Raw genomic sequence first — 25,052 nt, forward strand, 5'->3', positions numbered from 1 at the left:
TGCCCCGCCGCACGGCGGGCCTTCTCGTCCGCCGGCTTTCCGATCCCGATGAGCCGGCGCGGCATTCCTCCCGATTCACGCTTCACTCGAACCGCCATGACGCTGAAATCGCTCCCCGCCTGGACTGCCCTTCAATCCCACTTCGAACAGATCCGCCACGCGCGGCTGCGCGACTGGTTCGCGCCGGAAAACGACCGCGCGCCCACCCGCGCCGAGCGCTTCACGATTGCCGGCGGCGGTCTCGCGGCCGATTTCTCGAAGAACCGTATCGACGACGAAACGGTACGCCTGCTGGCGCAGCTCGCGCGCGACGCGGGCGTCGAAGCGCGCCGCGACGCGATGTTCGCGGGCGAGATCGTCAACCCGACCGAAGGCCGCTCCGCACTCCACACCGCGCTGCGCGCGACCGACCCGCAGGCGCCGTTTCACGCGCAGGTGAGCGCCGAGCGCGCGAAGATGGCGACGTTCGCGCGCGCCGTGCGCGGCGGCACGTGGACGGGCTATACGGGCAAGCGCATTCGCCACGTGATCAATATCGGCATCGGCGGCTCCGATCTCGGGCCGAAGATGGTCGTGCATGCGCTGCACCACGTCGCGACACCCGAGATCTCGACCCACTTCGTGTCGAACGTCGACGGCGCCGATCTCGCGCGCGTGCTCGAACAGGTCGATCCCGAGGAAACGCTCGCGATCATCGTGTCGAAGACGTTTACGACGCTCGAGACGATGACCAACGCACGCTCGCTGCGCGACTGGTTCGTCGCGCGCGGCTGCCCCGAGGACGCGCTCGCGAAACACTTCGTCGGCGTGTCGGCGAACCCGGCCGAAGTCGTGAAGTTCGGCATCGCCGCGGACAACGTGTTCGAAATGTGGGACTGGGTCGGCGGCCGCTATTCGCTGTGGTCGGCGGTCGGCCTGTCGATCATGATCGCGGTCGGCCCCGAACGGTTCGACGAGCTGCTGGCCGGCGCGAACGACATGGACCGCCACTTCCGCGAAGCGCCGCTCGAGCGCAACCTGCCGGTGCTGCTCGGCCTGATCGGCATCTGGTACCGGAATTTCTTCGGCTCGCAGAGCTATCTCGTCGCGCCGTACTCGGAAGCGCTGCACTACCTGCCGTCGTACCTGCAGCAGCTCGAAATGGAGAGCAACGGCAAATCCGCGCGCCTGGACGGCACCTTCGTCGACTACCCGACGTCGGCCGTCACGTGGGGCGAGCCGGGCACCAACGGCCAGCATGCATTCTTCCAGATGCTGCACCAGGGGCCGACGATCGTGCCGATCGATTTCATCGCGGTGCTGACGCCCGAGCATCCGCTGGCGAGCCATCATCCGAAACTGCTCGCGAACTGCTTCGCGCAGAGCGAGGCGCTGATGCTCGGCCGCACGCTCGAAGAAGCGCGCAAGGTGGCCGGGCCCGGCAAGGAAGCGCTCGCGCCGCACCTGACGTTCCCCGGCAACCGCCCGACCACGACGCTGCTCGTCGATGCGCTGACGCCACGCACGCTCGGCGCGCTGATCGCGCTTTACGAGCACAAGGTGCTCGTGCAGGCGACGGTGTGGGACATCAATCCGTTCGACCAGTGGGGCGTCGAGCTCGGCAAGATTCTCGGCAAGGTCGTCGAAGCCGACCTGTCGGCCGAATCGGTCGATCCGGCGAAGCACGATTCGTCGACCACGGCGCTGATCGAGCGCGCCCGTGCGGCGCTCAAGCGTTGAAGAAGGACTGACGCGACGGCGTCGCACCCGTGCCGGCCGCGCAATTCACCATGCGCGGCCGGCACGACATTCACGCGTCACGCGGAGCGATTGTGTGCGGCGCGACGATGCGCCCGGCGTCGATGGTGACTGTCGTCGCGCAGCGGCGCGCGAGTTCGGTATCGTGCGTGACGAGCACGAGCGTCGCGCCATGCGTGCGGTTCAGCTCGAACATCAGGTCGATGACCGCGTGGCCGGTTGCGGCGTCGAGGCTGCCGGTCGGCTCGTCGGCGAACAGGATCGCCGGGCGCGTGACGAACGCGCGGGCGAGCGCGACGCGCTGCTGTTCGCCGCCCGACAGCAGCTTCGGATAATGCGCGGTGCGTTCGCCGAGACCGACCTGCACGAGCAGCGCGCGGGCGCGGTCGGCCGCGTCGCGCGCGCTGATGCCGCCCTGCAGTTCGAGCGGCAGCATCACGTTCTCCAGCGCCGTCAGGTGCGGCATCAACTGGAACGACTGGAACACGAATCCGACCGCGCCGTTGCGCAGCGCCGCACGTTCGTCCTCGTCGAGCGGGTCGAGCGCGCGGCCGAGCAGGCGAACCGTGCCGCTCGTCGCGCTGTCCAACCCCGCAAGCAGGCCGAGCAGCGTCGATTTGCCCGAGCCCGACGCGCCGACGATCGCGAGGCTGCTGCCCGGCTGCACGGCGAGCGTGATGCCGTCGAGGATCGTCAGCTCGCCCGTTGCATCGGCAACCCGCTTGCACACGTCATGGACTTCGATGATCGGATCGGTAATCTTGAACATGGACACGACATTTCGCTGGAAAAGACGCGCGACGGCCGCCGCGCTGCTGGGCACGCTGCTGGCCGTCACCGTACCCGCACGCGCCGCGACGGCGCCGGCATCGAGCCCGCCCGTGATCGTCGTGCTCGGCGACAGCCTGTCGGCCGAATACGGATTACCGCGCGACACTGGCTGGGTGGCGCTGCTGCGGCAACGGCTCGCCACCGAGCGAATCGATTATAGCGTCGCGAACGCCAGCGTCAGCGGCGACACCACGAGCGGCGGCCGTGCGCGGCTGCCGGCGGTGCTGCAGCGGCTCAAGCCGTCGATCGTCGTCGTCGAACTCGGTTCGAACGACGCGCTGCGCGGCGTGCCGCTCGCGACGACCGAGCAGAACCTGCGCGACATCATCGCCGGCGCACGGCGTGCACAGGCGAAGGTCGTGCTGGTCGGCATGTACGTGCCGCCCAATTACGGCCCCGACTACACGCAGAAGTTCCACGCGCTCTATACGCGGCTGTCGAAGGACCTCGGCGTGCCGCTCGTGCCATTCCTGCTGGCCGGCATCGAGAACAAGCCCGAGATGTTCCAGGCCGACCAGATGCATCCCGCGCAGCAGGCCCAGGGCATTCTGCTCGACAACGTGTGGCCGACATTGAAGCCGCTGCTCGGCAAGCCGCGCGGCTGACCGCAGCCGACGCACCGGAAAACGAAAAGCCCCGCTTCGAGCGGGGCTTTTCGATGGTTGCGGGCGAAACGACGCTCAGTTGTCGCCGTCCTGCTGCTGGCTGGCCGTCGTGCTGCCGTACAGCTTCACCTTCGAGCGATCGCGCAGCGCGGCGAGATACGCCTCGCCTTCGCTTTGCGCGTCGACCTGGGCCATCTGCTGCTGCGCGGCCGCCAGTTGCTGCGGATCGACCGCCGAACCCGGAATGACCGCGTTCACGCGATAGATCGCATAGCCGTCCGCGCCGAGGTCGACGCCGACGTAAGCCGGCAGCGTCTTCGCATCGACCTTGTAGACGGCGCTCAGCGCAGCCGGCGTCAGGCCCTGCGACTGCGTACGCGACACCTTCTGCGCGGCCGTAAAGCCGTCCGTCGACTTCGACTTCTGCAGTTCGGCCAGCTTCGCCGCACCGTCCTTCTTCGCGAGTTCCGCGGCCTGCTTGGCGATGACCTTCTGGCGCACGACATCCTTGATCGCGTCGAGCGCGGGCACCGCAGCCGGCTTGTAGTCGGTCACGCGCGCCGAGATCAGCGTGTTGTTGCCGACGTCGATCGCCTGCGTGTTGTTCTGGTTCTTCACCGCGTCGTTCGCGAACACGGCGGCCAGGAACTTCGGATTGTTCAACGGGCTCGTCGGCGGCAGTTGCGGATTCGGCGTCGGCGTGACCGTGGCCGTCTGGATCGTCAGCTTGTACTTGTCCGCGGCCGGCTGCAGCGTCTTCGCCTTTTCGTAGACGGTCGACGTGAAGCCCTCCGCGTTGTCCGAGAACGCCTTCGATGCGTACTGCTGCTTCAGGTCGACCGCGATCTGGTCCTTCACTTCCGCGAACGGCTTGACGACGGCCGGCTTCACTTCGGTTGCCTTCAGGATGTGGAAACCGAGATCCGACTGCACGATACCGCTGACGTCGCCCTGCTTCAGGGAGAAGGCGGCATCGTCGAACGCCTTGCCGCCCGCGGTCGAGCCGCGCGTGATGAAGCCGAGGTCGCCGCCCTTCGCCGCCGACGGCGCGTCCTGCGAGTTCTTCTGCGCGATCTGCGCGAACTGGTCCGGATGCGCCTTCACGTCGGCGAGCAGTTGCTCGGCCTTCGCCTTCGCGGCTGCCTTGTCGGCCGCGCTCGCGCTGCCCGGCGCGGCGATGAAGATGTGGCTCACGCGCACCTGCGCTTCGGTACGGAAGTGCGTCGGGTTGTCGTCGTAGAACTTCTTGATGTCCGCCTCGGTCGGCTGCGCGCTCGCGGCCGCCGCTGCCGGCGAATAGACGAGGTACTGGATCGTCGCGGTTTCCGGCGTCGCGAAGCTCTGCTTGTGCGCGTCGTAGTACGCGGCGAGCTGCGCGTCGGTCGGCTGGACCTTCGCTGCGAAGTCGCTCGTCTTCAGCACGAGCGCCTGCACTTCGCGCTGTTGCGCGGCGAGTTCGGACAGGCGTTGCGCGAGGCTCTTCGGCGTGAACGCGCTCGACACGATGCTTGCGGGAATCTGCTGCAGCGCGAGGCTGTAACGCACGCGCTCCTGGTACTGCTCGGGCGTCATCCCCTGGAACGACAGCAGTTGCGCATAGCGTTCGACGTCGATCGTGCCGTCGGGCTTCTTCAGCGACGCGATCATCGGGTCGCTCATCAGCGCGTCGCGCACGGCGTTGTCGGAGGCGGTCAGGTGCAGGCGTTGCGTCTCGTCGGCCAGCACGCGTTGCTGGATCAGGCCGTCGAGCACCTGCTTGCGATGCTCGGGCGTATCGAACATCTTGATGTCGAACTGCCCGCCGAGCGCCTGGCGCGCCTGGTCGATCTGCTGACGGAACGCGCCGTCGAATTCGACCCGCGTGATCTTGTGTCCGTTGACCGCCGCGACGTTCGCACTGTCGTCGAAGAAGCCGCGGAAGCCTTGGATCCCGACGAAACCCAGCCCCGGCAACACGATCAGGAGCAGGAGCGCCATCATCAGGCGCTGGTGATTACGGAAGAAATCGAGCATGCGTGACGGGAAAATTGGACAAAACGTCCGATATTACAACATACGGGGTGGGACGGGATAAAACGCAGGCGGCTTCCTCCACTCCGCAATCACACGCCCGCCAGCGGGCGCAAAACCGAATGCACAAACAACAATGCCCGCACGAGGCGGGCATTGTTGTTTGTTTGGCGGAGCGGACGGGACTCGAACCCGCGACCCCCGGCGTGACAGGCCGGTATTCTAACCGACTGAACTACCGCTCCTTGGTCTGGCTGAATCGCGAAACTGGTGGGTGCTGAGGGGTTCGAACCCCCGACCTACGCCTTGTAAGGGCGCCGCTCTACCAGCTGAGCTAAGCACCCGTTTCCGATTCGTTCCGACTGCGATCTGCGTTTCCGCATCAACAATCAGCGAGCCCGCAAGTTTAATTCATCCCCGATCATTTTGCCAAGCGTGTGCGTGAATTTTTTTAACGCCCGCGCTCGCCCGATGCCGGCGCGCATAAAAAAACCCGCGGGCATCGCCGCGGGTTTCGTGAACAACCGTCAACAACGACGGTCGTCAGGGTCTCAGTGCTTGACGACTTCCGTCGAGCCGGCATCCTTCGCCGCCTCGCCGACCGGCGCCGCTGCCTTCGCTTCTTCTTCCGGCGGCAGCGGAGTCGGCGAACGCTCGAGCGCAAGCTCCAGCACCTTGTCGATCCAGCGGACCGGCACGATCTCGATCGCGTTCTTCACGTTGTCCGGAATGTCCGCGAGATCCTTCACGTTCTCTTCCGGAATCAGCACGAGCTTGATGCCGCCGCGATGCGCCGCCAGCAGCTTTTCCTTCAGCCCGCCGATCGGCAGCACTTCGCCACGCAACGTGATTTCGCCCGTCATCGCGACATCGGCCCGCACGGGAATACCCGTCAGCACCGACACCAGCGCGGTCGTCATCGCACCGCCGGCGGACGGACCGTCCTTCGGCGTCGCGCCTTCCGGCACGTGGATATGGATGTCCTGCTTCTCGAACGCTTCGTCCTTGATGCCGAGACGCCGCGAACGCGAGCGCACGACCGAACGCGCAGCCTCGACCGACTCCTTCATCACGTCGCCGAGCGAGCCCGTACGAATCACGTTGCCCTTGCCCGGCATCACCGCGGCTTCGATCGTCAGCAGGTCGCCGCCGACTTCCGTCCACGCGAGGCCCGTCACCTGACCGACCTGGTTTTCCTTCGCCGCGAGGCCGAAGTCGTACTTGCGCACGCCGAGGAACGTGTCGAGGTTCTCGCCATCGACCTTGATCGCACCCGATGCCTTCTTCAGCAGCAGCATCTTCACGACCTTGCGGCAGATCTTCGACACTTCCCGCTCGAGCGAACGCACACCGGCTTCGCGCGTGTAGTAGCGGATGATGTCGCGGATCGCCTGTTCGGTGACCTCGACCTCGCCTTCCTTCAGCCCGTTGTTCTTCTTCTGCTTCGGCAGCAGGTAACGCTGGGCGATGCTGACCTTCTCGTCTTCCGTGTAGCCCGACAGACGGATCACTTCCATCCGGTCGAGCAGCGGCGGCGGGATATTCAGCGAGTTCGACGTCGCGACGAACATCACGTCCGACAGATCGAAATCGACTTCGATGTAGTGGTCGGCGAACGTGTGGTTCTGTTCCGGATCGAGCACTTCGAGCAGCGCCGACGACGGATCGCCGCGGAAATCCATGCCCATCTTGTCGACTTCGTCGAGCAGGAAGAGCGGATTGCGCACGCCGACCTTCGCGAGGCTTTGCAGGATCTTGCCCGGCATCGAACCGATGTACGTGCGACGGTGGCCGCGGATCTCGGCTTCGTCACGCACGCCGCCGAGCGCCATCCGGACGAACTTGCGGTTCGTCGCACGCGCGATCGACTGGCCGAGCGAGGTCTTGCCGACGCCCGGGGGCCCGACGAGGCACAGGATCGGCGCCTTGACCTTGTCCACGCGCTGTTGCACCGCGAGATACTCGAGGATCCGTTCCTTGACCTTCTCGAGGCCGAAGTGATCCTCGTCGAGTACCTGCTCGGCGTTCGACAGGTCGTTGTTGACCTTGCTCTTCTTGCGCCACGGCAGGCCGATCAGCGTGTCGATGTAGTTGCGCACGACGGTCGCTTCCGCCGACATCGGCGACATCAGCTTCAGCTTCTTCAGCTCGGCGTCGGCCTTCTTCTTGGCTTCCTTCGGCATGCGCGCGGCGTTGATGCGCTTCTCGAGTTCCTCGAGATCGGCGCCCTCCTCGCCCTCGCCCAGCTCCTTCTGGATCGCCTTGACCTGTTCGTTCAGGTAGTACTCGCGCTGGCTCTTTTCCATCTGGCGCTTCACGCGCCCACGGATGCGCTTTTCGACCTGCAGGATGTCGATCTCGGCTTCGAGCTGCGCGAGCAGATGCTCGAGGCGCTCGATGACCGGGAACATCTCGAGGATGTGCTGCTTCTGGTCGAGCTTGAGCGGCAGGCGCTCGGCGATCATGTCGGCGAGACGGCCTGCTTCGTCGATACCCGACAGCGACGTGAGGATCTCCGGCGGGATCTTCTTGTTCAGCTTCACGTACTGGTCGAACTGCGACACGATCGCGCGGCGCAGCGCTTCCGTTTCCGCGCTGTCGGCGTGATCGGGCTCGAGCGGCATCACGTCGCAGGAGAATTGCGTCTCCTGTTCCTCGATGGACAACGCCTTCGCGCGCTGCAGGCCTTCGACGAGCACCTTCACGGTGCCGTCCGGCAGCTTCAGCATCTGCAGAATGTTGGCGATACAACCGACCTCGTACATGTCCTTTTCGGTCGGTTCATCCTTGGCCGCGGTTTTCTGGGCGACGAGCATGATGTGCTTGCCGCCTTCCATCGCTGCTTCGAGGGCCTTGATCGATTTCGGCCGGCCCACGAAGAGCGGAATGACCATGTGCGGGAAAACGACGACATCCCGCAGCGGCAGCAGCGGGAGCGTGATGCGTTCCGGCGGGAGAAGTTGGGTGCCTGACATTTCATTTCCCCATGAGTGGAATCAATTGTTCGGTAATTGAGGCCGCCACAACGAATTGCAAGCCTTCAAGTGCGGGAAATATTCGGTAAGAAAGTAACCACCGCGTGTCGAGTCAGAGTTACCCACAAGATAAACGAAAAAAAGCCGCCCACGGACTCATGAACGGCCTTTTTCGATGAACATCGTCGGCAAGCCGGTCAGTTCGAACCCGCCACCTTCGGCGTGTCCTCGTAGATCAGCAAGGGCTTGCCGTCCCCATCGATGACGTTCTCGTCGATGATGACCTTGCTGACCCCTTTCATCGTCGGCAGCTCGTACATCACGTCGAGCAACGCCTGTTCGATGATCGAACGCAAACCGCGCGCGCCGGTCTTGCGGCGGATCGCCTTGCGGGCGACTGCCTGCAACGCGCCCGGCCGGATTTCCAGCTCGACGCGCTCCATTGCGAACAGCTTGTGATACTGCTTGACGAGCGCATTCTTCGGCTCGACCAGGATCTTCATCAGCGCGGCTTCGTCGAGCTTGCCGAGCGTCGCGACCACCGGCAGGCGGCCGATCAATTCGGGGATCAGACCGAATTTGATCAGGTCTTCCGGTTCCGTTTCGCGCAGCACCTCGCCCGCGTCGCGTTCCTGCTTGCTCTTGACCGTCGCGCCGAAGCCGATGCCGGTTTTCTCGGTACGATCGGTGATCACCTTTTCGAGACCGTCGAACGCGCCGCCGCAGATGAACAGGATGTTGGTCGTGTCGACCTGGATGAAATCCTGGTTCGGGTGCTTGCGGCCGCCCTGCGGCGGCACCGACGCCATCGTGCCCTCGACGAGCTTCAGCAGCGCCTGCTGGACGCCCTCGCCCGACACGTCGCGCGTGATGGACGGGTTGTCCGACTTGCGGCTGATCTTGTCGATTTCGTCGATGTAGACGATCCCGCGCTGGGCCTTGTCGACCTCGTAGTTGCAATTCTGCAACAGCTTCTGGATGATGTTCTCGACGTCCTCGCCGACGTAGCCGGCTTCGGTCAGCGTCGTCGCGTCGGCGATCACGAACGGCACGTTGAGCAACCGCGCGAGCGTCTGCGCGAGCAGCGTCTTGCCGGAGCCCGTCGGGCCGATCAGCAGGATGTTGCTCTTCGACAGCTCGACGTCGTCCTTCTTGTCGAGGTGCTTCAGGCGCTTGTAGTGGTTGTACACGGCCACCGCGAGGATTTTCTTCGCGCGCTCCTGGCCGATCACGTACTGATCGAGGATGTCGCGAATTTCCTGCGGGCTCGGCAGATCCGACCGGGACAGGCTGGCCTCGACGCCGGCGGCAGCCGCCTCGTCGCGAATGATTTCGTTGCAGAGGTCGATACATTCATCGCAGATGAACACCGACGGGCCCGCAATGAGTTTTTTCACCTCATGCTGGCTCTTCCCGCAAAACGAGCAATACAACAGCTTTTCGCTGTTCGAACCTTTTTTGTCCGCCATGAATGTAGAGCCTCCGGACAGGTAGATGACATGATACGCCGATTGCTCCGGACGCCGCGCCTAGGGCGCGACCGGAGCCGGCTGGATGCGCTTGCCGCAGATGCTCAGGGCACTCGGGACGTTTGAGGGCGCCGGCCCGAATCGGGGCGGCACCCCGTTTAAGCTCACGGGCGCTTCAGCAGCACCTGATCGATCAGCCCGTACGCCTTCGCGTCCTCGCTCGACATGAAGTTATCACGGTCGGTGTCGCGCGCGATGCGCTCGACGTCCTGGCCCGTGTGCTGCGCGAGCAGGTTGTTCAACCGCTCCTTCAGGTAGAGGATCTCGCGTGCCTGGATCTCGATGTCGGATGCCTGGCCGCGCGCGCCGCCGAGCGGCTGGTGAATCATCACGCGCGAATTCGGCAGCGCGAAGCGCTTGCCCTTCGCACCCGACGCGAGCAGGAACGCGCCCATGCTGGCCGCGAGGCCCATGCACAGGGTCGACACGTCCGGCTTGATGAACTGCATCGTGTCGTAGATCGCCATGCCGGCCGACACCGAGCCGCCCGGGCTGTTGATGTAGAGGCTGATGTCCTTGTCGGGATTCTCGCTCTCGAGGAACAGCAATTGCGCGACCACGAGGTTGGCGGTCTGGTCGTTCACTTCGCCGACCATGAACACCAGGCGCTCCTTCAGGAGACGCGAATAGATATCGTACGAACGCTCGCCGCGGCCGCTCGTTTCGACGACGATCGGCACCAGCCCCAGCGCTTGGGCCTCGAAACCCTGCGGCGCGTTCGAAGCAAGCATGTCCAGCAATTCAGCGCGAGTGATCATTCAATGAACCTTGTTCGATTGGAAAATTGAACGGAAGGAAGCCGCCCGCTCAATCGCCATATTAATGGCAACCGTGCGCTTGACGTAAAAACGGCGTGCGGGCCGTCGCTCCGACAGCCGGCACGCCGCAAGAGCGACAGTTACGCTTGCGCCGATGCGCTCGCGAGTGCCTCGAAGCTCACTTCCTTGTCCGTCACCTTTGCCTTGCCCAGCACGAAGTCGACGACGTTGCTTTCAACGACGAACGCTTCCATCTCGGCGAGGCGCTGCTGGTTGGAATAATACCAGCGGACCACTTCCTTCGGGTCTTCGTAGCTCTTCGCGAACTCGTCGACTTCCGCGCGGATCTGCTCCGGCTTCGCTTCGAGGCCGTTCGCCTTCACCAGCTCGGCCAGCACGAGGCCCAGCTTCACGCGGCGCTCGGCCTGCTCGGCGAACATTTCGGCCGGGATCGGTGCATCCTTCGCGTTCGGCACGCCGCGCTGCGCCAGATCCTGGCGAGCCATTTCGACGAGACGTTGCTGGTCCTGCTCGATCAGCGCCTTCGGCACGTCGAGTTCGGAAATCTTCAGCAGCGCGTCCATCACCTGGTTCTTGACGATCGACTGCGTGCGGCGCTTCGCTTCGCGCTCGAGGTTTTCCTTGATCTCGGCGCGCATCTTCGTGAGGTCGCCGTCTTCGATGCCGAGCGACTTCGCGAATTCCGCGTCGATTTCCGGCAGGTGCGGCCATTCGATCTTCTTCATCGTGACCGTGAACTGCGCCGTTTTGCCGGCAACGTCCTTGCCGTGGTAGTCGTCCGGGAACTTGAGGTCGAACGTACGCTGTTCGCCGACCTTCAGGCCGAGCGCCGCCGTTTCGAATTCCGGCAGCATGCGGCCTTCGCCGAGCACGAACGGGAAATCTTCGGCCGTGCCGCCCTGGAACGCGACGTCGTCGATCTTGCCGACGAAGTCGACCGTCACGCGGTCGCCGTTCTTCGCCGCGGTGTCCGCGCCGCCGTCGCCGTGCTCGCCGGCTTCGCCGCGTGCGTGGTAGTGCACGCGCTGCTTGCGCAGGATGTCCAGCGTGCGGTCGATTTCGGCGTCGCCGATCGTCGTGGTCGAGCGCTCGACTTCAGCCGTCGCCAGATCGCCGATCTTCACTTCCGGGTAGACCTCGAACGTCGCGTCGAACGCGTATGCGTCCTCGGCCTGCTCCTGCTTCGGCTCGAAGCTCGGCTGGCCGGCGACGCGCAGGTTTTCCGCGCGGCTGATCGTGAAGAATTCCTGGCCGATCTTGTCGCTCAGCACTTCCGCCTCGACCTGACCCGCGTACTGTTGCGCGACCATCTTCAGCGGCACCTTGCCCGGGCGGAAACCCGGCATGCGCACGTTCTTCGCGAGTTTCTGGATGCGGGCGTCGATTTCCTTCTGCACGGTGTCTTTCGGCAAAGAAATCGTCACACGGCGTTCAAGCTTGCCGAGGTTCTCAACAACGTTAGCCATGGCTTCAATCGTCCTAAAATTATTCGAGCGAATCGGGTTTTCCTTGCCGTGCCTGCCTGCAGCGCGAGGTGCGCACACTCACACGCCGCGCCGGGGCGCCACGCCATCCCTGCACGCGCCGAATGGCTAGCGCAAGCGGCTCGGAGCACGGCTTTGGCCGGAAGAATCGACTATTCTAGCAAACAATTTTCCTCATACCGCCAGATCGGCGCGACACAGGTTGTCCCAGCCCCGTCGGCGGCCCGTCGCACGCCCCTGCACGCGGATCGTCGCTATGCCGAACGGCGTATCCTCCCCAGCCCCGCCATCCTGTAAGCTCCGATAACGTGCGGGCCACCGTCGTGGCCCGACCTTCATACCAATCACGCCTTTCGGAGACACCATGCCGCACCGCCCGTCCGCGCCTGTCGTCGTCATCGCGCCCGATTCGTTCAAAGGCTCGCTTTCCGCCGAGCAGGTCGCGGACGCGATCGCCACCGGCATTCGCCGTGCCCGGCCCGACGCCGTCGTGCGCTGCTGCCCGATGGCCGACGGCGGCGAAGGCACGCTCGACGCGATGCTGGCGGGCGGCGGTACGCGGCGCACGCTGCGGGTGGCCGGCGCGTCGCTCGCGGCGCGCGATGCGGCGGTCGGCGTGATCGACGTGCGCACCGCGATCGTCGAGACGGCCGAGATCGTCGGCATCACCGACCCGGTCGGCATGAGCGTGCCGGTCGATGCGCGCAGCACGCGCGGGATGGGCGAAGCGATCCGCCTGCTGCTCGACGAAGGCGTGCGCCGCTTCTTCGTCGCGCTCGGCGGCAGCAGCACCAACGACGCGGGCGCGGGGCTCCTCGCGGGCCTGGGCCTGCAGTGCCTCGACGCGAGCGGCCAGCCGGTCGAGCCGGTGCCGTCGCGGCTCGCCGACGTCGCGCGCATCGACGCGTCGGGGCTCGATCCGCGGCTGAAGGAAACCGAATTCATCGGCATGTCCGACGTCGACAACCCGCTGACGGGCGCGCATGGCGCCACCGCGGTGTTCGGTCCGCAAAAGGGCGTGACGGCAACGCAGGTCGCGACCCTCGATGCCGCCCTCGCCCGCTTCGCCGATCTGCTCGAGGCCGCGCTCGACCGCCGCGGCCGCGATCTGCCGGGGGCGGGCGCCGCGGGCGGCCTCGGTTTCGCGCTGCACATGCTCGGCGCACGCTTCGAGGCAGGCGCCGAAGTGGTCGCGCGCCAGGTCGGGCTCGACGCCGCACTGGCCGGCGCCGACTGGCTGATCACCGGCGAAGGCCGCTCCGACGTGCAGACGCTGCACGGCAAGGCGCCGTTCATCGCGTGCCGGCACGCGCGGGCCGCCGGCGTCCCCGCGTCGCTGCTGTCGGGCGCGGTCGATCCGGCCGCGCTGCCGCGCCTGTCCGAGCATTTCTCCGGCTGCTTCTCGCCGGCTCCCGGGCCGATCACGCTCGACGTCGCGATCCGCGATGCGGCGAATCTGCTCGCGAACGAAGCAGAACAGTTGACACGGCTGAAGTACGGCGCACACTGACCGTTGACCCGAGCGCGCGATACAGGAACAATCGGGCCCGCCCTTTTTCTTCAGGATTCGACATGAAAGGCCGTCAAGCCGGGCTCGATCAGTTTCTGACCTATCGCCTCCATGTGCTCACGAAGCACTCCGACCGCGGAATCGGCGAGGTGTACCGGCACAAGCTCGACATTTCGCTGCCCGAGGCGCGCGTGATCGCCGCCGTCGGCGCGTTCGGCCCGTTCTCGATCATGGATCTCGCACGTCACACCAATCTCGACAAGAGCCAGGCGAGCCGCGCGGCCGAAGCGCTGCTGCGCCAGGGGCTGCTCGAGCGCGGCGCGAGCGAGGAGGACGGCCGGATCGTGCTGATCGCGCTGACTGCCGACGGCCGCGCGCTGTATCGCAAGATCATGCCGATCGTGCGCAAGTGGAACGACGGCTTGCTCGCATGCCTGTCCGACAGCGAACGTCAGACGTTCGAGCGGCTGCTCGACAAGGTCGTCGCGCACGCGACCGAGCACGACGACTGAGCGTCGCGTCGGCCCCGGCATCGCCGGACGGCCGCTTGCCGCGGGCCGCATTGATCCGACGAATCAGACAGGCCGCGCGGGTCGCGTCACACGCGATCCGCGCGGCCCATTTTGCATCACGCGGCGATCTCGCGCGAAGCGCGCGTTGCCGGCGGCCGCGCATTCGCGCCGGCCGGGCGCGCACTACAATCCGCTGTTCGTCGCGCGCTGACGCAACAATCCGAGCACCGCGTCGCAGTACGGGGTCGGCACGCCAAGCTTGCGGCCGAGTTCCGGAAACACGCCGAGAATCGGCCCGATCTCGAGCGGGCGCCCCGCTTCGAAATCCTGCAGCATCGACGTCTTGAACGCGCCGAGCTTGCGCGTGACCGCGATCCGCTCGGGACCGCTCATCCCGGTGGACAGGCCGAGCTTCGCGCCGATCGCGGCCGCCTCCTCCATCATCCGCAGCGCCAGATCCTGCGTGAACGGATCATCCAGCAACTGCTCGGCCGTTGAACCGGTCAGCGCGCTCAGCGGATTCATGTTCATGTTGCCCCAGAGCTTCGTCCAGATCTCGGTCCGGATCGCGGGCGTCGACTCGACGTCGAAACCGCCGGCCGAGAGTGCGGCGGCGAACCGCGCCGTGGGCACGTCGAGCCGCGGATCGGGCGTGCCGACGATCAGCCGGTTGCCGCGCCCGCGCCGCACGACGCCCGGCGCGTCGGTACTCGACGACAGGTGCACGACGCAGCCGATCGCCCGCGCGGGCGGCAATGCCGCCGACACCGCACCGGCCGGATCGACCGCCTCGAGCGGCACGCCGTCGAGCGCTCCTTCGAGCCCGTGCGTGAACCACCACGGCAACCCGTTCATCGCCGCGACGATCACGGTGTCGGGCCCGACCAGCGGCGCAATGCGCGCGGCCAGCGCCGGCAGCGCCTGCGCTTTCAGCGCGATCACCACGTAGTCCTGCACGCCGAGCGCGGCCGCATCGTCGCTTGCCCGCACCGGCACCGACGACGTTGCGCCCGCCTCGTCGATCACGCGCACGCCATGCGTATTCAGCGCATCGAGCGTCGCGCCGCGTGCGTACGCGCTCACGGTCACGCCGGCTCTGGACAACGCAACCGCGAGCAATCCGCCGATCGCGCCGACCCCGACCACCGCCGCGCGCACCGACCCTGAATTCGTGTCGTTCATGATGGGATTCCGTCTTCCGAGAGCAGACGAGCATAACGCTCAATAGTTGCGGGCACAACCATTCCGACAACGCCGGCCGCTCCCTGCGGCACCCGGTCATGCGTGCGCGTCAGCGCGGCATGCCGCCGGCTTCCACCGCCTCGTCGTCGGCCGTACCGCCCGTCGTCGCACCGAGCACGCCGGCTATCTGGCTCTTGTCGTGCATGCCGAGCTTGCGGTACGCGCAGCGCAGGTAATGGCGCACGGTCGTCGGCGAGATCGCCATCTGCTGCGCGACTTCCTTGTGCGAGCGCCCGGCCCCGTAATAGCGGATCGCTGCGAGTTCGCGCGGGCTGAGCCGGTCGAGCAGCGAGCGTGGCCGTGCCTCGATCTGGAACAACCCGGCGACGGGCACGCACTGGATGCGCAGCGCGTCGCCGACGAACGGCTGGCCCGACTGGCGTCGCAGGTGCGCGACGAGCGCCTCCGGCACGCGCGGGCCCGCCCAGGCCGGCCACTCGGCGCGCAGCACGTCGTCGAAACCGGGGTCGGCATGGTGCAGCACGCCGAAGTTGTCGCACAACGCTCGCGCGGCCGGGGCGACCGTGTCGGCGCGCTCGCGTTCGCGCGTGAGCTGCGCGGCGCGATTGATCGTCAACGCCGCCGCGAGGTGCGGAATGAGTTCCTCGAAACGATGTGCGTCGTTGTCGCCGAACGGCCGATTCAGGCCCTGGCGGTAAATCGACACGAACGTCGTCAGGCCGAAGCGGCGATCGATCGTACAGACGAACATCAGTTGCGCGAGCCCGTACTTCACGCACCAATCGCGAAATCGTGCATCGAGCCCCGGCTCGATGACCGTCAGCCGTACCGCGCGACCGTGCGCGCCGTGCAGCGTGCGGTGCGCGAGCGGATCGCAATCGCGCACACGCTTCCAGTCGGTGAAGAACGCGTGCGGCAACCGGTACAAAAAGCTGTTGTGCATCACGGGCCCGGTCGGCACGTGGGTCGCGACGCCCGTCCACGCGGCGTCGAACGGAATGAGGGCCTGCAGCAGCGAAAAGAACCGGTACTCGAATTCGCCGATGGCGGACTGCGCGGCCACCGCGTACAGGTCGAGCAGCATCAGGCCGAGTTCGCGCTGCGGCGCGTCGCCACGCGTGACGCCGTCGAAATCGGCGCGCCGGGACGGCCGCGTCGGCCACGCGAATTCGTCGAGCACGATGGCGGCCGGCACGTCGCGCAGCGCGTCGAGGTCCTGCCCGATATCCGTCGTGATCCTCACTTTCCGCTCCCCTGCCCGGTCGGGCTGCTGATGTGCGCAACGACACCGGCCGATTATAGCGAGCCGCTTTTTTGGCGGGCCACGGTGCCGGACCGCTCGTCAGCCCCATCCATTTGAACGGTGCACCGCCGGTTGCTGCTATGCAGCACCGCGCGCGCCGGCATCGCACGGCGTTCATGCGGGGCACCGCGGGTTTTCCGCACCGTTCATCTGGACGACTGTTCGAAGGTTTTCCCGCTACGGACACTGCGTCGCGACAACACCAACGACAAATCGATGCAGCACGGTATGGAGAACCCCACGTGACGACACCCCGCTTCATCCGCATGGCCGCGGCCGCCGCGACGCTCGCCGCATGCGGCGGCGTTGCGCACGCGCAGTCCGCCCTCACGCTGTACGGCGCGCTCGACGCCGGCGTGCAGTACCTGACGCATGCCGACGGACATCAGTCGGCCGTGCGATTGCAAAACTACGGCATCCTGCCTTCGCAGATCGGGATCAAGGGCCACGAGGATCTCGGCGGCGGCTGGCGTGCGCTGTTCAAGCTCGAACAGGGCCTCAACCTCAACGATGGCACCGCGACCGTGCCCGGCTATGCGTTCTTTCGCGGCGCATACGTGGGGATCGCGGGGCCGGTCGGCACCGTCACGCTCGGCCGCCAGTTCAGCGTGCTGTTCGACAAGACGCTGTTCTACGACCCGCTCTGGTATGGGTCGTACAGCGGCCAGGGCGTGCTCGTGCCGATGAACGCGAACTTCATCGACCACTCGGTCAAATACCAGTCGCCGACCTTTGCCGGCTTCGACGTCGAGGCGCTCGCCGCGACCTCCGGCGTCGCCGGCAATACGCGCGCCGGCCGCGTGCTCGAGCTCGGCGGCCAGTACACGAGCAACGGCCTGTCGGTCGGCGCGGTGCTGCATCAGGCGCACGGCGACGTATCGGCGGCCGGCGACGCATCCGCGCGGCGTCGCGAACTCGGCACGCTCGCCGCACGCTATGCGTTCGCCGCGCTGCCGCTCACCGTCCATGCAGGCGTCGAACGCCTGACCGGCGACCTCGACGCGGCGCGCACGATCGTGTGGGGCGGTGCGCGTTACCTGATGTCGAACGGGATTGGCCTGAACGCCGGCGTCTACCACACCGATTCGCGCACGCCGGCGATCGGCCACCCGACGCTGTTCATCGCGAGTACCACGTACGCGCTGTCCAAACGCACCGTCGCCTACGTGAACCTCGGCTATGCGCGCAACGGCGGCCAAAGCTCGCAGACCGTCTACGAATACGACCCGACACCGCTTGCCGGCGCGTCGCAGTTCGGCGCGATGGTCGGCATGTACCACCTGTTCTGATTCCCTCGACGAGATCCCGCCATGAAAATCCTGTCCCCGGATGCCGCCCGCTCGCCCGACGTCCGCGCGTCGACGTTCGCACGCTCGACCCTCGTCGCGCTCGTCGTGTTCGCGGCCATCACGCCGCTGTTGCTGCTCGTCGCGCCCGCCGTCGCCGGCCAGCTCGCGACGCAGCTCGGCTTGACCGCATCGCAGATCGGCACCTACTTCTTCGTCGAACTCGGCGCGTTCAGCCTCGCGACCGTGCCTTCGTACCTGTGGCTCGGCCGGATCGACGCGCGCCGCGTCGCCGCGTTCGCCATCGCGCTGTTCGGCGCGGGCAACCTGCTGACCGCGCTGTGGATGCCCGGTTTTGCCGCGCTGCTCGCGCTGCGCGCCGTCACCGCGCTCGGCGGCGGCTCGCTGATGGTGCTCTGCATGACGAGCGCCGCGACGAGCGGAAACAGCGACCGCGTGTACGGCCTGTGGGTCGTCGGCCAGTTGATCGCGGGCGCGATCGGCCTGTTCGTGCTGCCGCAGGTGTTCGCCGCGTTCGGGCTGCGCGCGCTGTACGTCGCGCTCGCGGTGCTCGCGCTGCTCGCGGCGCCGCTGTCGCGCGGGTTTCCGTCGTCGCTCGGCATGCGGACGGCATCCGCGCGCACCGCGCACGGCGACGTGCCCCACACGCCGCGAAGCTTCGTGGTGCTCGCCATCGGCGCGGTGCTGACGTTCTATCTCGCGATCGGCAGCGTATGGACGTTCGCGAGCCGCGCGGCGGCCGAGGCCGGGCTCGATCCGCAGTCGACCGGCAACGTGCTCGCGATCGCGAGCGTGATGGGCATCGCCGGCGCGGCGCTCGCATCGTGCGCGGGCGGCCGGCTCGCGCGGCGCGCGATGCTCGCGGCCGGCTACGCGCTGCTCGCGGCATCGCTCGTCGCGCTCGCCGCGATGCGCCACGGCGGCAGCTACAGCGCGGCGATCTTCGGGTTCAAGTTCGCATGGACCTTCGTGCTGCCGTTCATTCTCGCGACGGTCGCGCAGATCGACACGTCTGGCCGGCTCGTCGCGACGCTCAACTTCGTGATCGGCGCGGGGCTCGCCGCGGGCCCGCTGCTGGCCGGCCTGATGCTCGACGCCGGCGGCACGATGCGCGCGCTGTTCGCGGCCGCGACGGCCGTCGCGATCGTGTCGTTCGCCGCGCTGCGCCACATCGATCGCCGCGCGCGCCCCTCCGTTTCCTCCCAACCGTGACAGGTCAAGCACCCATGAATCGCACTGCCTTCTTCACCGACGAACGCACTTTCTGGCACACCGGCGGCACGCACGCGCTGTTCCTCCCGGTCGGCGGCTGGGTCCAGCCGCCGTCGAGCGCGGGCTACGCGGAATCGCCCGATTCGAAGCGCCGCTTCCTGTCGCTCGTGCAGGCGTCGGGGCTGGCCGCCCGGCTCGACCTGCGCGGCGCGGCGCCCGCGACGACAGCCGACCTGCTGCGCATTCATCCGGCGCACTATCTCGACGCGTTCCGCGCGCTGAGCGACGCGAGCGGCGGCGACCTCGGCGATCTCGCGCCATTCGGCAAGGGCAGCTACGAGATCGCCGCGCTGTCGGCCGGCCTCGCGATCGCGGCGGTCGACGCGGTCGTCGGCGAGCGCGCGGCGAATGCGTTCTCGCTGTCGCGTCCGCCCGGCCATCACTGCCTGCGCGACCGCCCGATGGGCTTCTGCCTGCTCGCGAACATCCCGATCGCGATCGAGGCCGCGCGCGCGAAGCACGGCATCGAGCGCGTCGCGGTGATCGACTGGGACGTACATCACGGCAACGGCACGCAGTCGATCTACTACGACGATCCGGATACGTTGACGATCTCGCTGCACCAGGATCGCTGCTTTCCGCCCGGCTACAGCGGCGCGGACGACCGAGGCGAAGGCGCGGGCATCGGCGCGAACCTGAACGTGCCGCTGCTCGCGGGCAGCGGCGACGATGCCTACCGATATGCGTTCGAGCGGATCGTGCTGCCGGCGCTCGCCCGTTTTCGCCCCGAGCTGATCGTCGTCGCGAGCGGCCTCGACGCGAGCGCGGTCGATCCGCTCGCGCGCATGCAGCTGCATACCGACAGCTACCGGTTCATGACCCGCGCGGTGAAGGACGCCGCGCAGCGCCATTGCGGCGGGCGGCTCGTGATCGTTCACGAAGGCGGCTATTCGGAGGCGTACGTGCCGTTCTGCGGGCTCGCGATCGTCGAGGAACTGGCCGGCATTCGCACCGAGGTCGCCGATCCGATGCTCGACCTCGCGATCGCGCAGCAGCCGGGCGAGCGGTTCGTCGCGTTTCAGCGCGAACTGCTCGACGAACTGGCCGCGTCGTTCGGGTTGTAACGGGCGGGAACGGACGTGGCAAGGGCCGGCCCGCGCCGGCCCTTGCGCGATCCGCGCGGATGGGGTTTCCTGTGCCTTTACCCTTGTTCCGGCACGAGGCCGCACTCTTCCGATGAAATCGTCCCCGCGCGATCACGACGACAACACCAAAACGCGCCGCCAGCCGTCGAAGCTGGCCTTGAACATCGCCGCCGTGACGGTCGGCCTGATCACGTTCGCGATCGGTGCGGCGTGGGTGATCTATAGCTGGGTCGTCGATCGCGAAGCACAGTATTTCGCGATTCCGCTGGTGTTCTCGGTGCCGGTGATCGTGGCCGTCGCGATCCGCAGCTTCTGGGAATAGGCGTGGCGGAAACGACGAAGCGGCGCGCTCGGGCGACGCGCGGCGCTTGCTTGTCGAACGACGCAGCGCTCATCTACGAGCCATTTGCAGGCCGGCATGCGGTTCCGGATTGTTGCAGCCTGCCCTTCGATACAACACTGAGCGCGGACACGGCCAGCACCGTACCGACCGATTTCAGCACGGACTCCGCGGAAGGACGCTCGCCGCCTGCGATCCGCCACCCCGCAGAAGTGGAAGTGGAAATGGACGTGGGGCAGTCAAGCGGCTTCCGGGCGGTCGGCCCGGGGCTCGTGCTCCACGCCACGTTGTCGGCAGGCGTGGCCGCGACAGCCGGCATCGCGAGCATCAGCGCCAGAACGCCGATCGTGCGTACGGTGTTGGTCATCGACGGTCCCCGGTTGAACAGCCCGCGTGCATGAATGGTTGCGTCATATTACACATCGCCGATTTACCGTGCCTGCGCGAGCGGCATCATCGCCGCTGAGGGCCATCAACAAAAAAGCGCTGCGGTCAGCCGACCGGCAGCGCTTTTTCGCGAACGGCCCGTGACGGGGCTCGTTCGACTTCTGGTGCGTGAGGCCGGACTCGAACCGGCACACCCTTGCGGGCGTCAGGACCTAAACCTGGTGCGTCTACCAATTTCGCCACTCACGCGCATTTCCGTCGCCTGACCGCGCGGCACGCAAGATGCGTGCTCCACGCGCCCGGGACTTCACGCCGGCCCGAAAACCGGCACGCCCGATCAGGCGAGCGCGAGATTCTACCCGATCCCTGCGGTCTTGTCTCGCCCTGCCGGCGCCCGTCGTGCCGCGGTGCTAGAATGCCGCGCTCGACGTTTCGGCAACGCGCCGCCGCGCGTCCCCCGAACCCGCCCCACCCGATTCAGCCCGTGAACTTCGACGACTACTGTCAGCAAAAGGCCGCCCCCGCAGGCTCCAGCGTCTACTACGCGCTGCGCCAGGCGCCGCTCGCCACGCAGCCGCGCCTGACCGCGCTGTTCGCGCTGCGCCGCGAACTCGAGGAAACCGTCAAGGAAACCAGCGATCCGACGGTCGGCCACACGAAGCTCGCGTGGTGGCACAAGGAACTCGCGGCACTGGCCGACGGGCAGCCGTCGCACCCCGTCACGAAGGCGCTCGCGCAGCATCACCCGGCGATCGCCGCCGAAGCCGATGCGTTGCGCACGCTCGTCAACGGTTACGGGATGGATCTCGAACAGGCGCGCTACCTCGACTTCGCGAACCTGCAGCGCTATATCGCGCAGGTCGGCGGCACCTTCGCGTCGCTGGTCGCGCGCGCCAGTTCGGCGAATCCGGCCGCACCGCAACCGTGGGCCGCGGACGTCGGCCGCGCGCTGATGCTCGCGCAATTCGTGCAGGAACTCGGCAACGACGCGCGCCACGGCCGCATCTATCTGCCGATCGACGAACTGCAGCGCTACAACGTGACCGCGGCCGATCTGCTGAACCGCCGCTACAGCCCGGCCTTCACCGAATTGCTGCAATTCCAGACGACCCGTGCGCGCGACGCGCTCGCGGCGGCCGATGCGGCGATCCCCGCCGCCGAACGCCGCGCGCAACGCACGCTGCGCGCGCAGATCGCGCTGGCCGGCGCGCTGCTCGAAGAAATCGCGCGCGACGGCTACCAGGTGCTGCACCAGCGCATCGCGCTGACGCCGATCCGCAAGCTGTGGATCGCGTGGCGCGCCGCGCGCCGCCGCTGAGCGGCGCGCCTCACGCCTTCAGCAGCGGCAGCGTGTCGAAGCGCTGCTGCAGCACGCGCGTCGCATCGAGCCCCCACCAGGACCCAAGCACCGTCGCGTAAAGCTGGCGGAAATCGACCGCGACCGGCAGGTTGCCGTTGCCGTCGAGCCGCCCGAGCGCCGGCGGCGCGCCGTACAGCCCGCCGGCGACGCGGCCGCCCATCACGAAGTGCGGCGCGGCCGTGCCGTGATCGGTGCCGTTGCTCTGGTTCTCGCGCACGCGCCGCCCGAATTCCGCATACGTCATCACGAGCGTCTCGTTCCAGCGCCCGAGTTCGATCAACGCGGCGCGCATCGCGCTCATCCCTTCCGCGAACTGCTTGAGCAGCGCGGCGTGCTGCGCCGGCTGGTTCTGGTGCGTGTCGAAGCCGTTGAGCGTCAGGCGCAGCACCGCGACACCGTCCTGCACGCCGGGCCCCGACGCTTCGCACGCGGCCAGCACCTGCATCGCGGTCTTCACCGACGTGCCGAATGCGCCGGCCGGAAAGGTCGTCCTGAATTCACGCATCCCGCCGCGCGGGCGCAGCCGGTCGGCCGCTTTCACGATGTCGTTCTCGACGTCGATGATGTGCGCGAGCGCCGGGTTCTGCTCGCGCAGCGACGACGGCTCGGCGAGCCGGGCCGCACGGATGAACTGCGCGGGATTGACGAGTGCGATCGCGCGCGCGCCGTTCGACAACGGCCCCATCTCGGCGCTGCCGAGCACGACGCCGTCCGCCGCGAAACCGGGCGGCACGGGCGCCTGCGCGAACGTGCGCGTGAGCCAGCCTTCGTGCAGGTACTGATCCGAGCGCGACGCGGTGTCCCAGATCTCGATCGAGCGGAAATGCGACAGGTTCGGCTGCGGATAGCCGACGCCCTGCACGACCGCGACCTGACCGTCGCGCCACAGCGGCATCAGCGGCGCGAGCGACGGATGCAGCCCCGTCCGCGCGTCGAGCTGCAGCACCTGGTCGCGCTTGATGCCGATGCTGCGTCGGCACTGGTAGTACAGCGGATCCGCGTACGGCACGACCGTGTTGAGGCCGTCGTTGCCGCCCTTGAGCTCGACGAGAATCAGCACGTTCGCATACCCGGCCGCCGGCTTTCGCTCGGCCGGCGTCGCGCCAGCCGCCGTCGCGGGCGCCTGCCACATCGACACGCCGGCGGCGGCGGCACCGGTCAGCGTCAGAAAATCACGTCGGTTCATCGCACATCCTTCGGTTCTCCGCCCGGCGCCTTGGCCGCGGCGGCTGCCCGCTTCGTCATCGTTCGCATCATTTCAGTTGATAGGCCGGATCCATCAGCAGCGCCTCGAGATACGCGCCGCCGGTCGAATCCGTGTCGATCGCGGCGACCGGCGAGAGTTGCAGCACCGCATGCTGCAACTGCAGCTCGGTCGACAATCCCGCGATCGCCTGCGGCCGCGCACGATACTGGGCCAGCCAGCGCTCGAGATCGAACCGCAGGCCGCCGCGCGCCGGCTTCGCGGGCGTGCCGCGCATACCGGCCGACGCCGCGTCGGCCACCGGCATGGCCTGTGCCCGCGCGTTCGGCGGCGTCGGGACCGCACGGGCCGGCGGCCGCATGCCGGCCGTCTCGGTCGCGCGGAACAGTTGCTCGACGAACTGCTTGCGCGACAGCAGCGTGGTGCTGTTGATCCACAGCGCGCCGCCCGGCCAACCCTTCACGTTCGGCGGATAGAACAGGTTCTGCCCGAGCGTGCGCACGGTGTTCGCGAGCATCTGCGGATCGCCGTACGCGACGTCGAACAGCCGCACCGAGCCGACGACGAATTCCGCCGGCGACTTGACGAGCACGCCGCGGTTGCGCGGATCCCAGAACGCGTCGGTTGACCACAGCGCGGCGAGCGCCGCGCGAACGTCGTAGCCGCTCGCGCGAAACCGGTCGGCCACCGCATCGAGCGCACCCGGCTCCGGCGTATCGGACACGAACTCGCGCCACAGCTTGCCGGCGATGAAGCGCGCGGTGTCCGGCCGCTTCAGCAGGATGTCGAGAAAGCCGTCGCCGTCGAACGGCCCGGTTTCGCCGAGGATCGTCTTGTCGCCGGCATCGTGCCAGTCGGGCCGCACCGCGAAGCGCAGCGTGTCGGGATCGACCGTCCAGCCCGTCATCGCGCGCGCGGCTTCGGTCACGTCGTGTTGCGTGTAGTGCCCTTCGCCGAGCGTGAACAGCTCCATCACCTCGCGCGCGAAATTCTCATTCGGCCGCCCCTTGCGATTGCTCGCGCCGTCGAGATACTGCAGCATCGCCGGATCCTTCGCGACCGCGTGCAGCAGCGTGCCGAAATTGCCGAGCGCCTCGCGGCGAAACAGCGCGTTCTGCGCGGCCATCGTCTGCGGGTAAGGCACCTTGTCCTGCCCGGACGTGAAGTGCCCGTGCCAGAACAGCGTCATGCGCTCGGTGAGCGGCGACGGCGTCGCGACCATCTCGTTGATCCAGGCCGCCCGCAACGCATCGTAGCGGCGATTGCGCTCGCGCTGCTCGTCGCGCCGCATGTCGGGCGTGAGCGCCTGGCGCTGCGCGCGCGTCGGCGGCGGCTCGGCGAGCCAGTCGGGCCACGTCGTGACGGGCTCGCGTCGCGCATTGCCGAGCGTGTCGGCCACGACCTGCGCACGCGTCATGCCGACGATGCGCGCGACCTCGGCGGGTGCGGGAGAGAAACCGGTGCGGCCGAGAAAAAACAGCGCGTCGTCGGCATCGAGCGGCGACTGCATGGCAGGCGACGGCGCCGGTGCGGCAGCGTTCGCTTTCATCGTCATGGACTCCCGGAACGCACCGGCGGTGCGGATGCCCGTACAACGGCATTCGGCAGCCGAAAGTTGA

At 67.2% G+C, this 25,052-nt stretch carries 20 protein-coding genes and 3 tRNA genes; 10 read left to right on the top strand and 13 right to left on the bottom strand.

All coding sequences use genetic code 11. The annotated features are described in order from the left end of the window. Nucleotides 1-96 precede the first annotated feature (96 nt). A complete protein-coding gene (pgi, locus tag WS64_RS08420) occupies nt 97-1,719 on the top strand; it encodes a glucose-6-phosphate isomerase (RefSeq protein ID WP_060966232.1) in 1,623 nt (540 codons plus the stop codon). A gap of 70 nt (nt 1,720-1,789) precedes the next feature. Here pgi and WS64_RS08425 read toward each other — a convergent pair whose 3' ends face one another. Further along, nucleotides 1,790-2,506, bottom strand: coding sequence for an ABC transporter ATP-binding protein (locus WS64_RS08425; protein ID WP_059645536.1), 717 nt, complete (start codon nt 2,504-2,506; stop codon nt 1,790-1,792). Between WS64_RS08425 and WS64_RS08430 the strand changes: the two genes are divergently transcribed. Then, a complete protein-coding gene (locus WS64_RS08430; protein WP_060316593.1) occupies nt 2,505-3,173 on the top strand; it encodes an arylesterase in 669 nt (222 codons plus the stop codon). The two genes, WS64_RS08425 and WS64_RS08430, sit on opposite strands and share 2 nt — an antisense overlap. Nucleotides 3,174-3,248: 75 nt before the next feature. Here the strand turns inward: WS64_RS08430 and WS64_RS08435 are convergent, their stop codons facing one another. The 7 genes from WS64_RS08435 to tig form a co-directional block, all read right to left on the bottom strand. Further along, a complete protein-coding gene (locus WS64_RS08435) occupies nt 3,249-5,186 on the bottom strand; it encodes a SurA N-terminal domain-containing protein (protein ID WP_060966233.1) in 1,938 nt (645 codons plus the stop codon). 165 nt (nt 5,187-5,351) lie between these two features. Then, nucleotides 5,352-5,428, bottom strand: a tRNA-Asp gene (locus WS64_RS08440). A gap of 23 nt (nt 5,429-5,451) precedes the next feature. Continuing rightward, nucleotides 5,452-5,527: transfer RNA gene (locus tag WS64_RS08445), tRNA-Val, on the bottom strand. 207 nt (nt 5,528-5,734) lie between these two features. After that, a complete protein-coding gene (gene lon, locus WS64_RS08450) occupies nt 5,735-8,158 on the bottom strand; it encodes an endopeptidase La (RefSeq protein WP_059585180.1) in 2,424 nt (807 codons plus the stop codon). Nucleotides 8,159-8,355: 197 nt separating this feature from the next. Beyond that, entirely contained in the window at nt 8,356-9,627 is a 1,272-nt protein-coding gene (gene clpX, locus WS64_RS08455; RefSeq protein ID WP_006489345.1) for an ATP-dependent Clp protease ATP-binding subunit ClpX, read from the bottom strand. Between the two features lie 164 nt (nt 9,628-9,791). Continuing rightward, on the bottom strand, nt 9,792-10,445 hold the full coding sequence (clpP, locus tag WS64_RS08460) for an ATP-dependent Clp endopeptidase proteolytic subunit ClpP (RefSeq protein WP_006496351.1): 654 nt from the start codon (nt 10,443-10,445) through the stop codon (nt 9,792-9,794). Nucleotides 10,446-10,585: 140 nt separating this feature from the next. Continuing rightward, nucleotides 10,586-11,932 carry a trigger factor gene (gene tig / locus WS64_RS08465; protein WP_059585179.1) on the bottom strand — a complete coding sequence of 449 codons (1,347 nt, stop codon included), beginning with the start codon at nt 11,930-11,932 and terminating at the stop codon, nt 10,586-10,588. A 382-nt stretch (nt 11,933-12,314) separates the two neighbouring features. Between tig and WS64_RS08470 the strand changes: the two genes are divergently transcribed. Both WS64_RS08470 and WS64_RS08475 read left to right on the top strand, forming a co-directional pair. Beyond that, the gene (locus WS64_RS08470) at nt 12,315-13,460 is read left to right on the top strand and encodes a glycerate kinase (protein ID WP_060966234.1); all 1,146 of its coding nucleotides are present in this window, start codon (nt 12,315-12,317) and stop codon (nt 13,458-13,460) included. A 62-nt stretch (nt 13,461-13,522) separates the two neighbouring features. Continuing rightward, nucleotides 13,523-13,972 (top strand): MarR family winged helix-turn-helix transcriptional regulator, encoded by a 450-nt coding sequence (locus WS64_RS08475; protein ID WP_060966235.1) that lies wholly within the window; start codon nt 13,523-13,525, stop codon nt 13,970-13,972. Between the two features lie 183 nt (nt 13,973-14,155). On the opposite strand, the gene WS64_RS08480 is transcribed toward WS64_RS08475, so the two are convergent. Then, nucleotides 14,156-15,154 carry a 2-dehydropantoate 2-reductase gene (locus tag WS64_RS08480; RefSeq protein WP_060966236.1) on the bottom strand — a complete coding sequence of 333 codons (999 nt, stop codon included), beginning with the start codon at nt 15,152-15,154 and terminating at the stop codon, nt 14,156-14,158. Between the two features lie 109 nt (nt 15,155-15,263). Further along, nucleotides 15,264-16,418 carry a helix-turn-helix transcriptional regulator gene (locus WS64_RS08485; RefSeq protein WP_060316608.1) on the bottom strand — a complete coding sequence of 385 codons (1,155 nt, stop codon included), beginning with the start codon at nt 16,416-16,418 and terminating at the stop codon, nt 15,264-15,266. A 302-nt stretch (nt 16,419-16,720) separates the two neighbouring features. Between WS64_RS08485 and WS64_RS08490 the strand changes: the two genes are divergently transcribed. The 5 genes from WS64_RS08490 (at nt 16,721) to WS64_RS34230 (ending at nt 20,883) form a co-directional block, all read left to right on the top strand. Further along, nucleotides 16,721-17,767 carry a porin gene (locus tag WS64_RS08490; protein ID WP_060966237.1) on the top strand — a complete coding sequence of 349 codons (1,047 nt, stop codon included), beginning with the start codon at nt 16,721-16,723 and terminating at the stop codon, nt 17,765-17,767. Nucleotides 17,768-17,788: 21 nt separating this feature from the next. Then, nucleotides 17,789-18,997 carry an MFS transporter gene (locus WS64_RS08495; protein WP_060966238.1) on the top strand — a complete coding sequence of 403 codons (1,209 nt, stop codon included), beginning with the start codon at nt 17,789-17,791 and terminating at the stop codon, nt 18,995-18,997. A 14-nt stretch (nt 18,998-19,011) separates the two neighbouring features. Next, on the top strand, nt 19,012-20,121 hold the full coding sequence (locus WS64_RS08500; RefSeq protein ID WP_060966239.1) for a class II histone deacetylase: 1,110 nt from the start codon (nt 19,012-19,014) through the stop codon (nt 20,119-20,121). Nucleotides 20,122-20,233: 112 nt separating this feature from the next. Then, on the top strand, nt 20,234-20,464 hold the full coding sequence (locus WS64_RS08505) for a hypothetical protein (RefSeq protein ID WP_059585171.1): 231 nt from the start codon (nt 20,234-20,236) through the stop codon (nt 20,462-20,464). Between the two features lie 50 nt (nt 20,465-20,514). After that, nucleotides 20,515-20,883: a hypothetical protein gene (locus WS64_RS34230; RefSeq protein ID WP_155720407.1), complete on the top strand. Its 369-nt coding sequence runs from the start codon at nt 20,515-20,517 to the stop codon at nt 20,881-20,883. A 148-nt stretch (nt 20,884-21,031) separates the two neighbouring features. On the opposite strand, the gene WS64_RS08515 is transcribed toward WS64_RS34230, so the two are convergent. Beyond that, nucleotides 21,032-21,118, bottom strand: a tRNA-Leu gene (locus WS64_RS08515). 235 nt (nt 21,119-21,353) lie between these two features. Between WS64_RS08515 and hpnD the strand changes: the two genes are divergently transcribed. After that, nucleotides 21,354-22,187: a presqualene diphosphate synthase HpnD gene (hpnD, locus tag WS64_RS08520; RefSeq protein ID WP_060966241.1), complete on the top strand. Its 834-nt coding sequence runs from the start codon at nt 21,354-21,356 to the stop codon at nt 22,185-22,187. Nucleotides 22,188-22,197: 10 nt separating this feature from the next. Here hpnD and WS64_RS08525 read toward each other — a convergent pair whose 3' ends face one another. Next, nucleotides 22,198-23,415, bottom strand: coding sequence for a DUF1501 domain-containing protein (locus tag WS64_RS08525; protein WP_060966242.1), 1,218 nt, complete (start codon nt 23,413-23,415; stop codon nt 22,198-22,200). A 67-nt stretch (nt 23,416-23,482) separates the two neighbouring features. Continuing rightward, nucleotides 23,483-24,982, bottom strand: coding sequence for a DUF1800 domain-containing protein (locus tag WS64_RS08530; protein ID WP_060966924.1), 1,500 nt, complete (start codon nt 24,980-24,982; stop codon nt 23,483-23,485). Nucleotides 24,983-25,052 lie beyond the last annotated feature (70 nt).

It is taken from the genome of Burkholderia anthina, from assembly GCF_001547525.1.
In the GTDB taxonomy this organism is placed as follows: domain Bacteria; phylum Pseudomonadota; class Gammaproteobacteria; order Burkholderiales; family Burkholderiaceae; genus Burkholderia; species Burkholderia semiarida.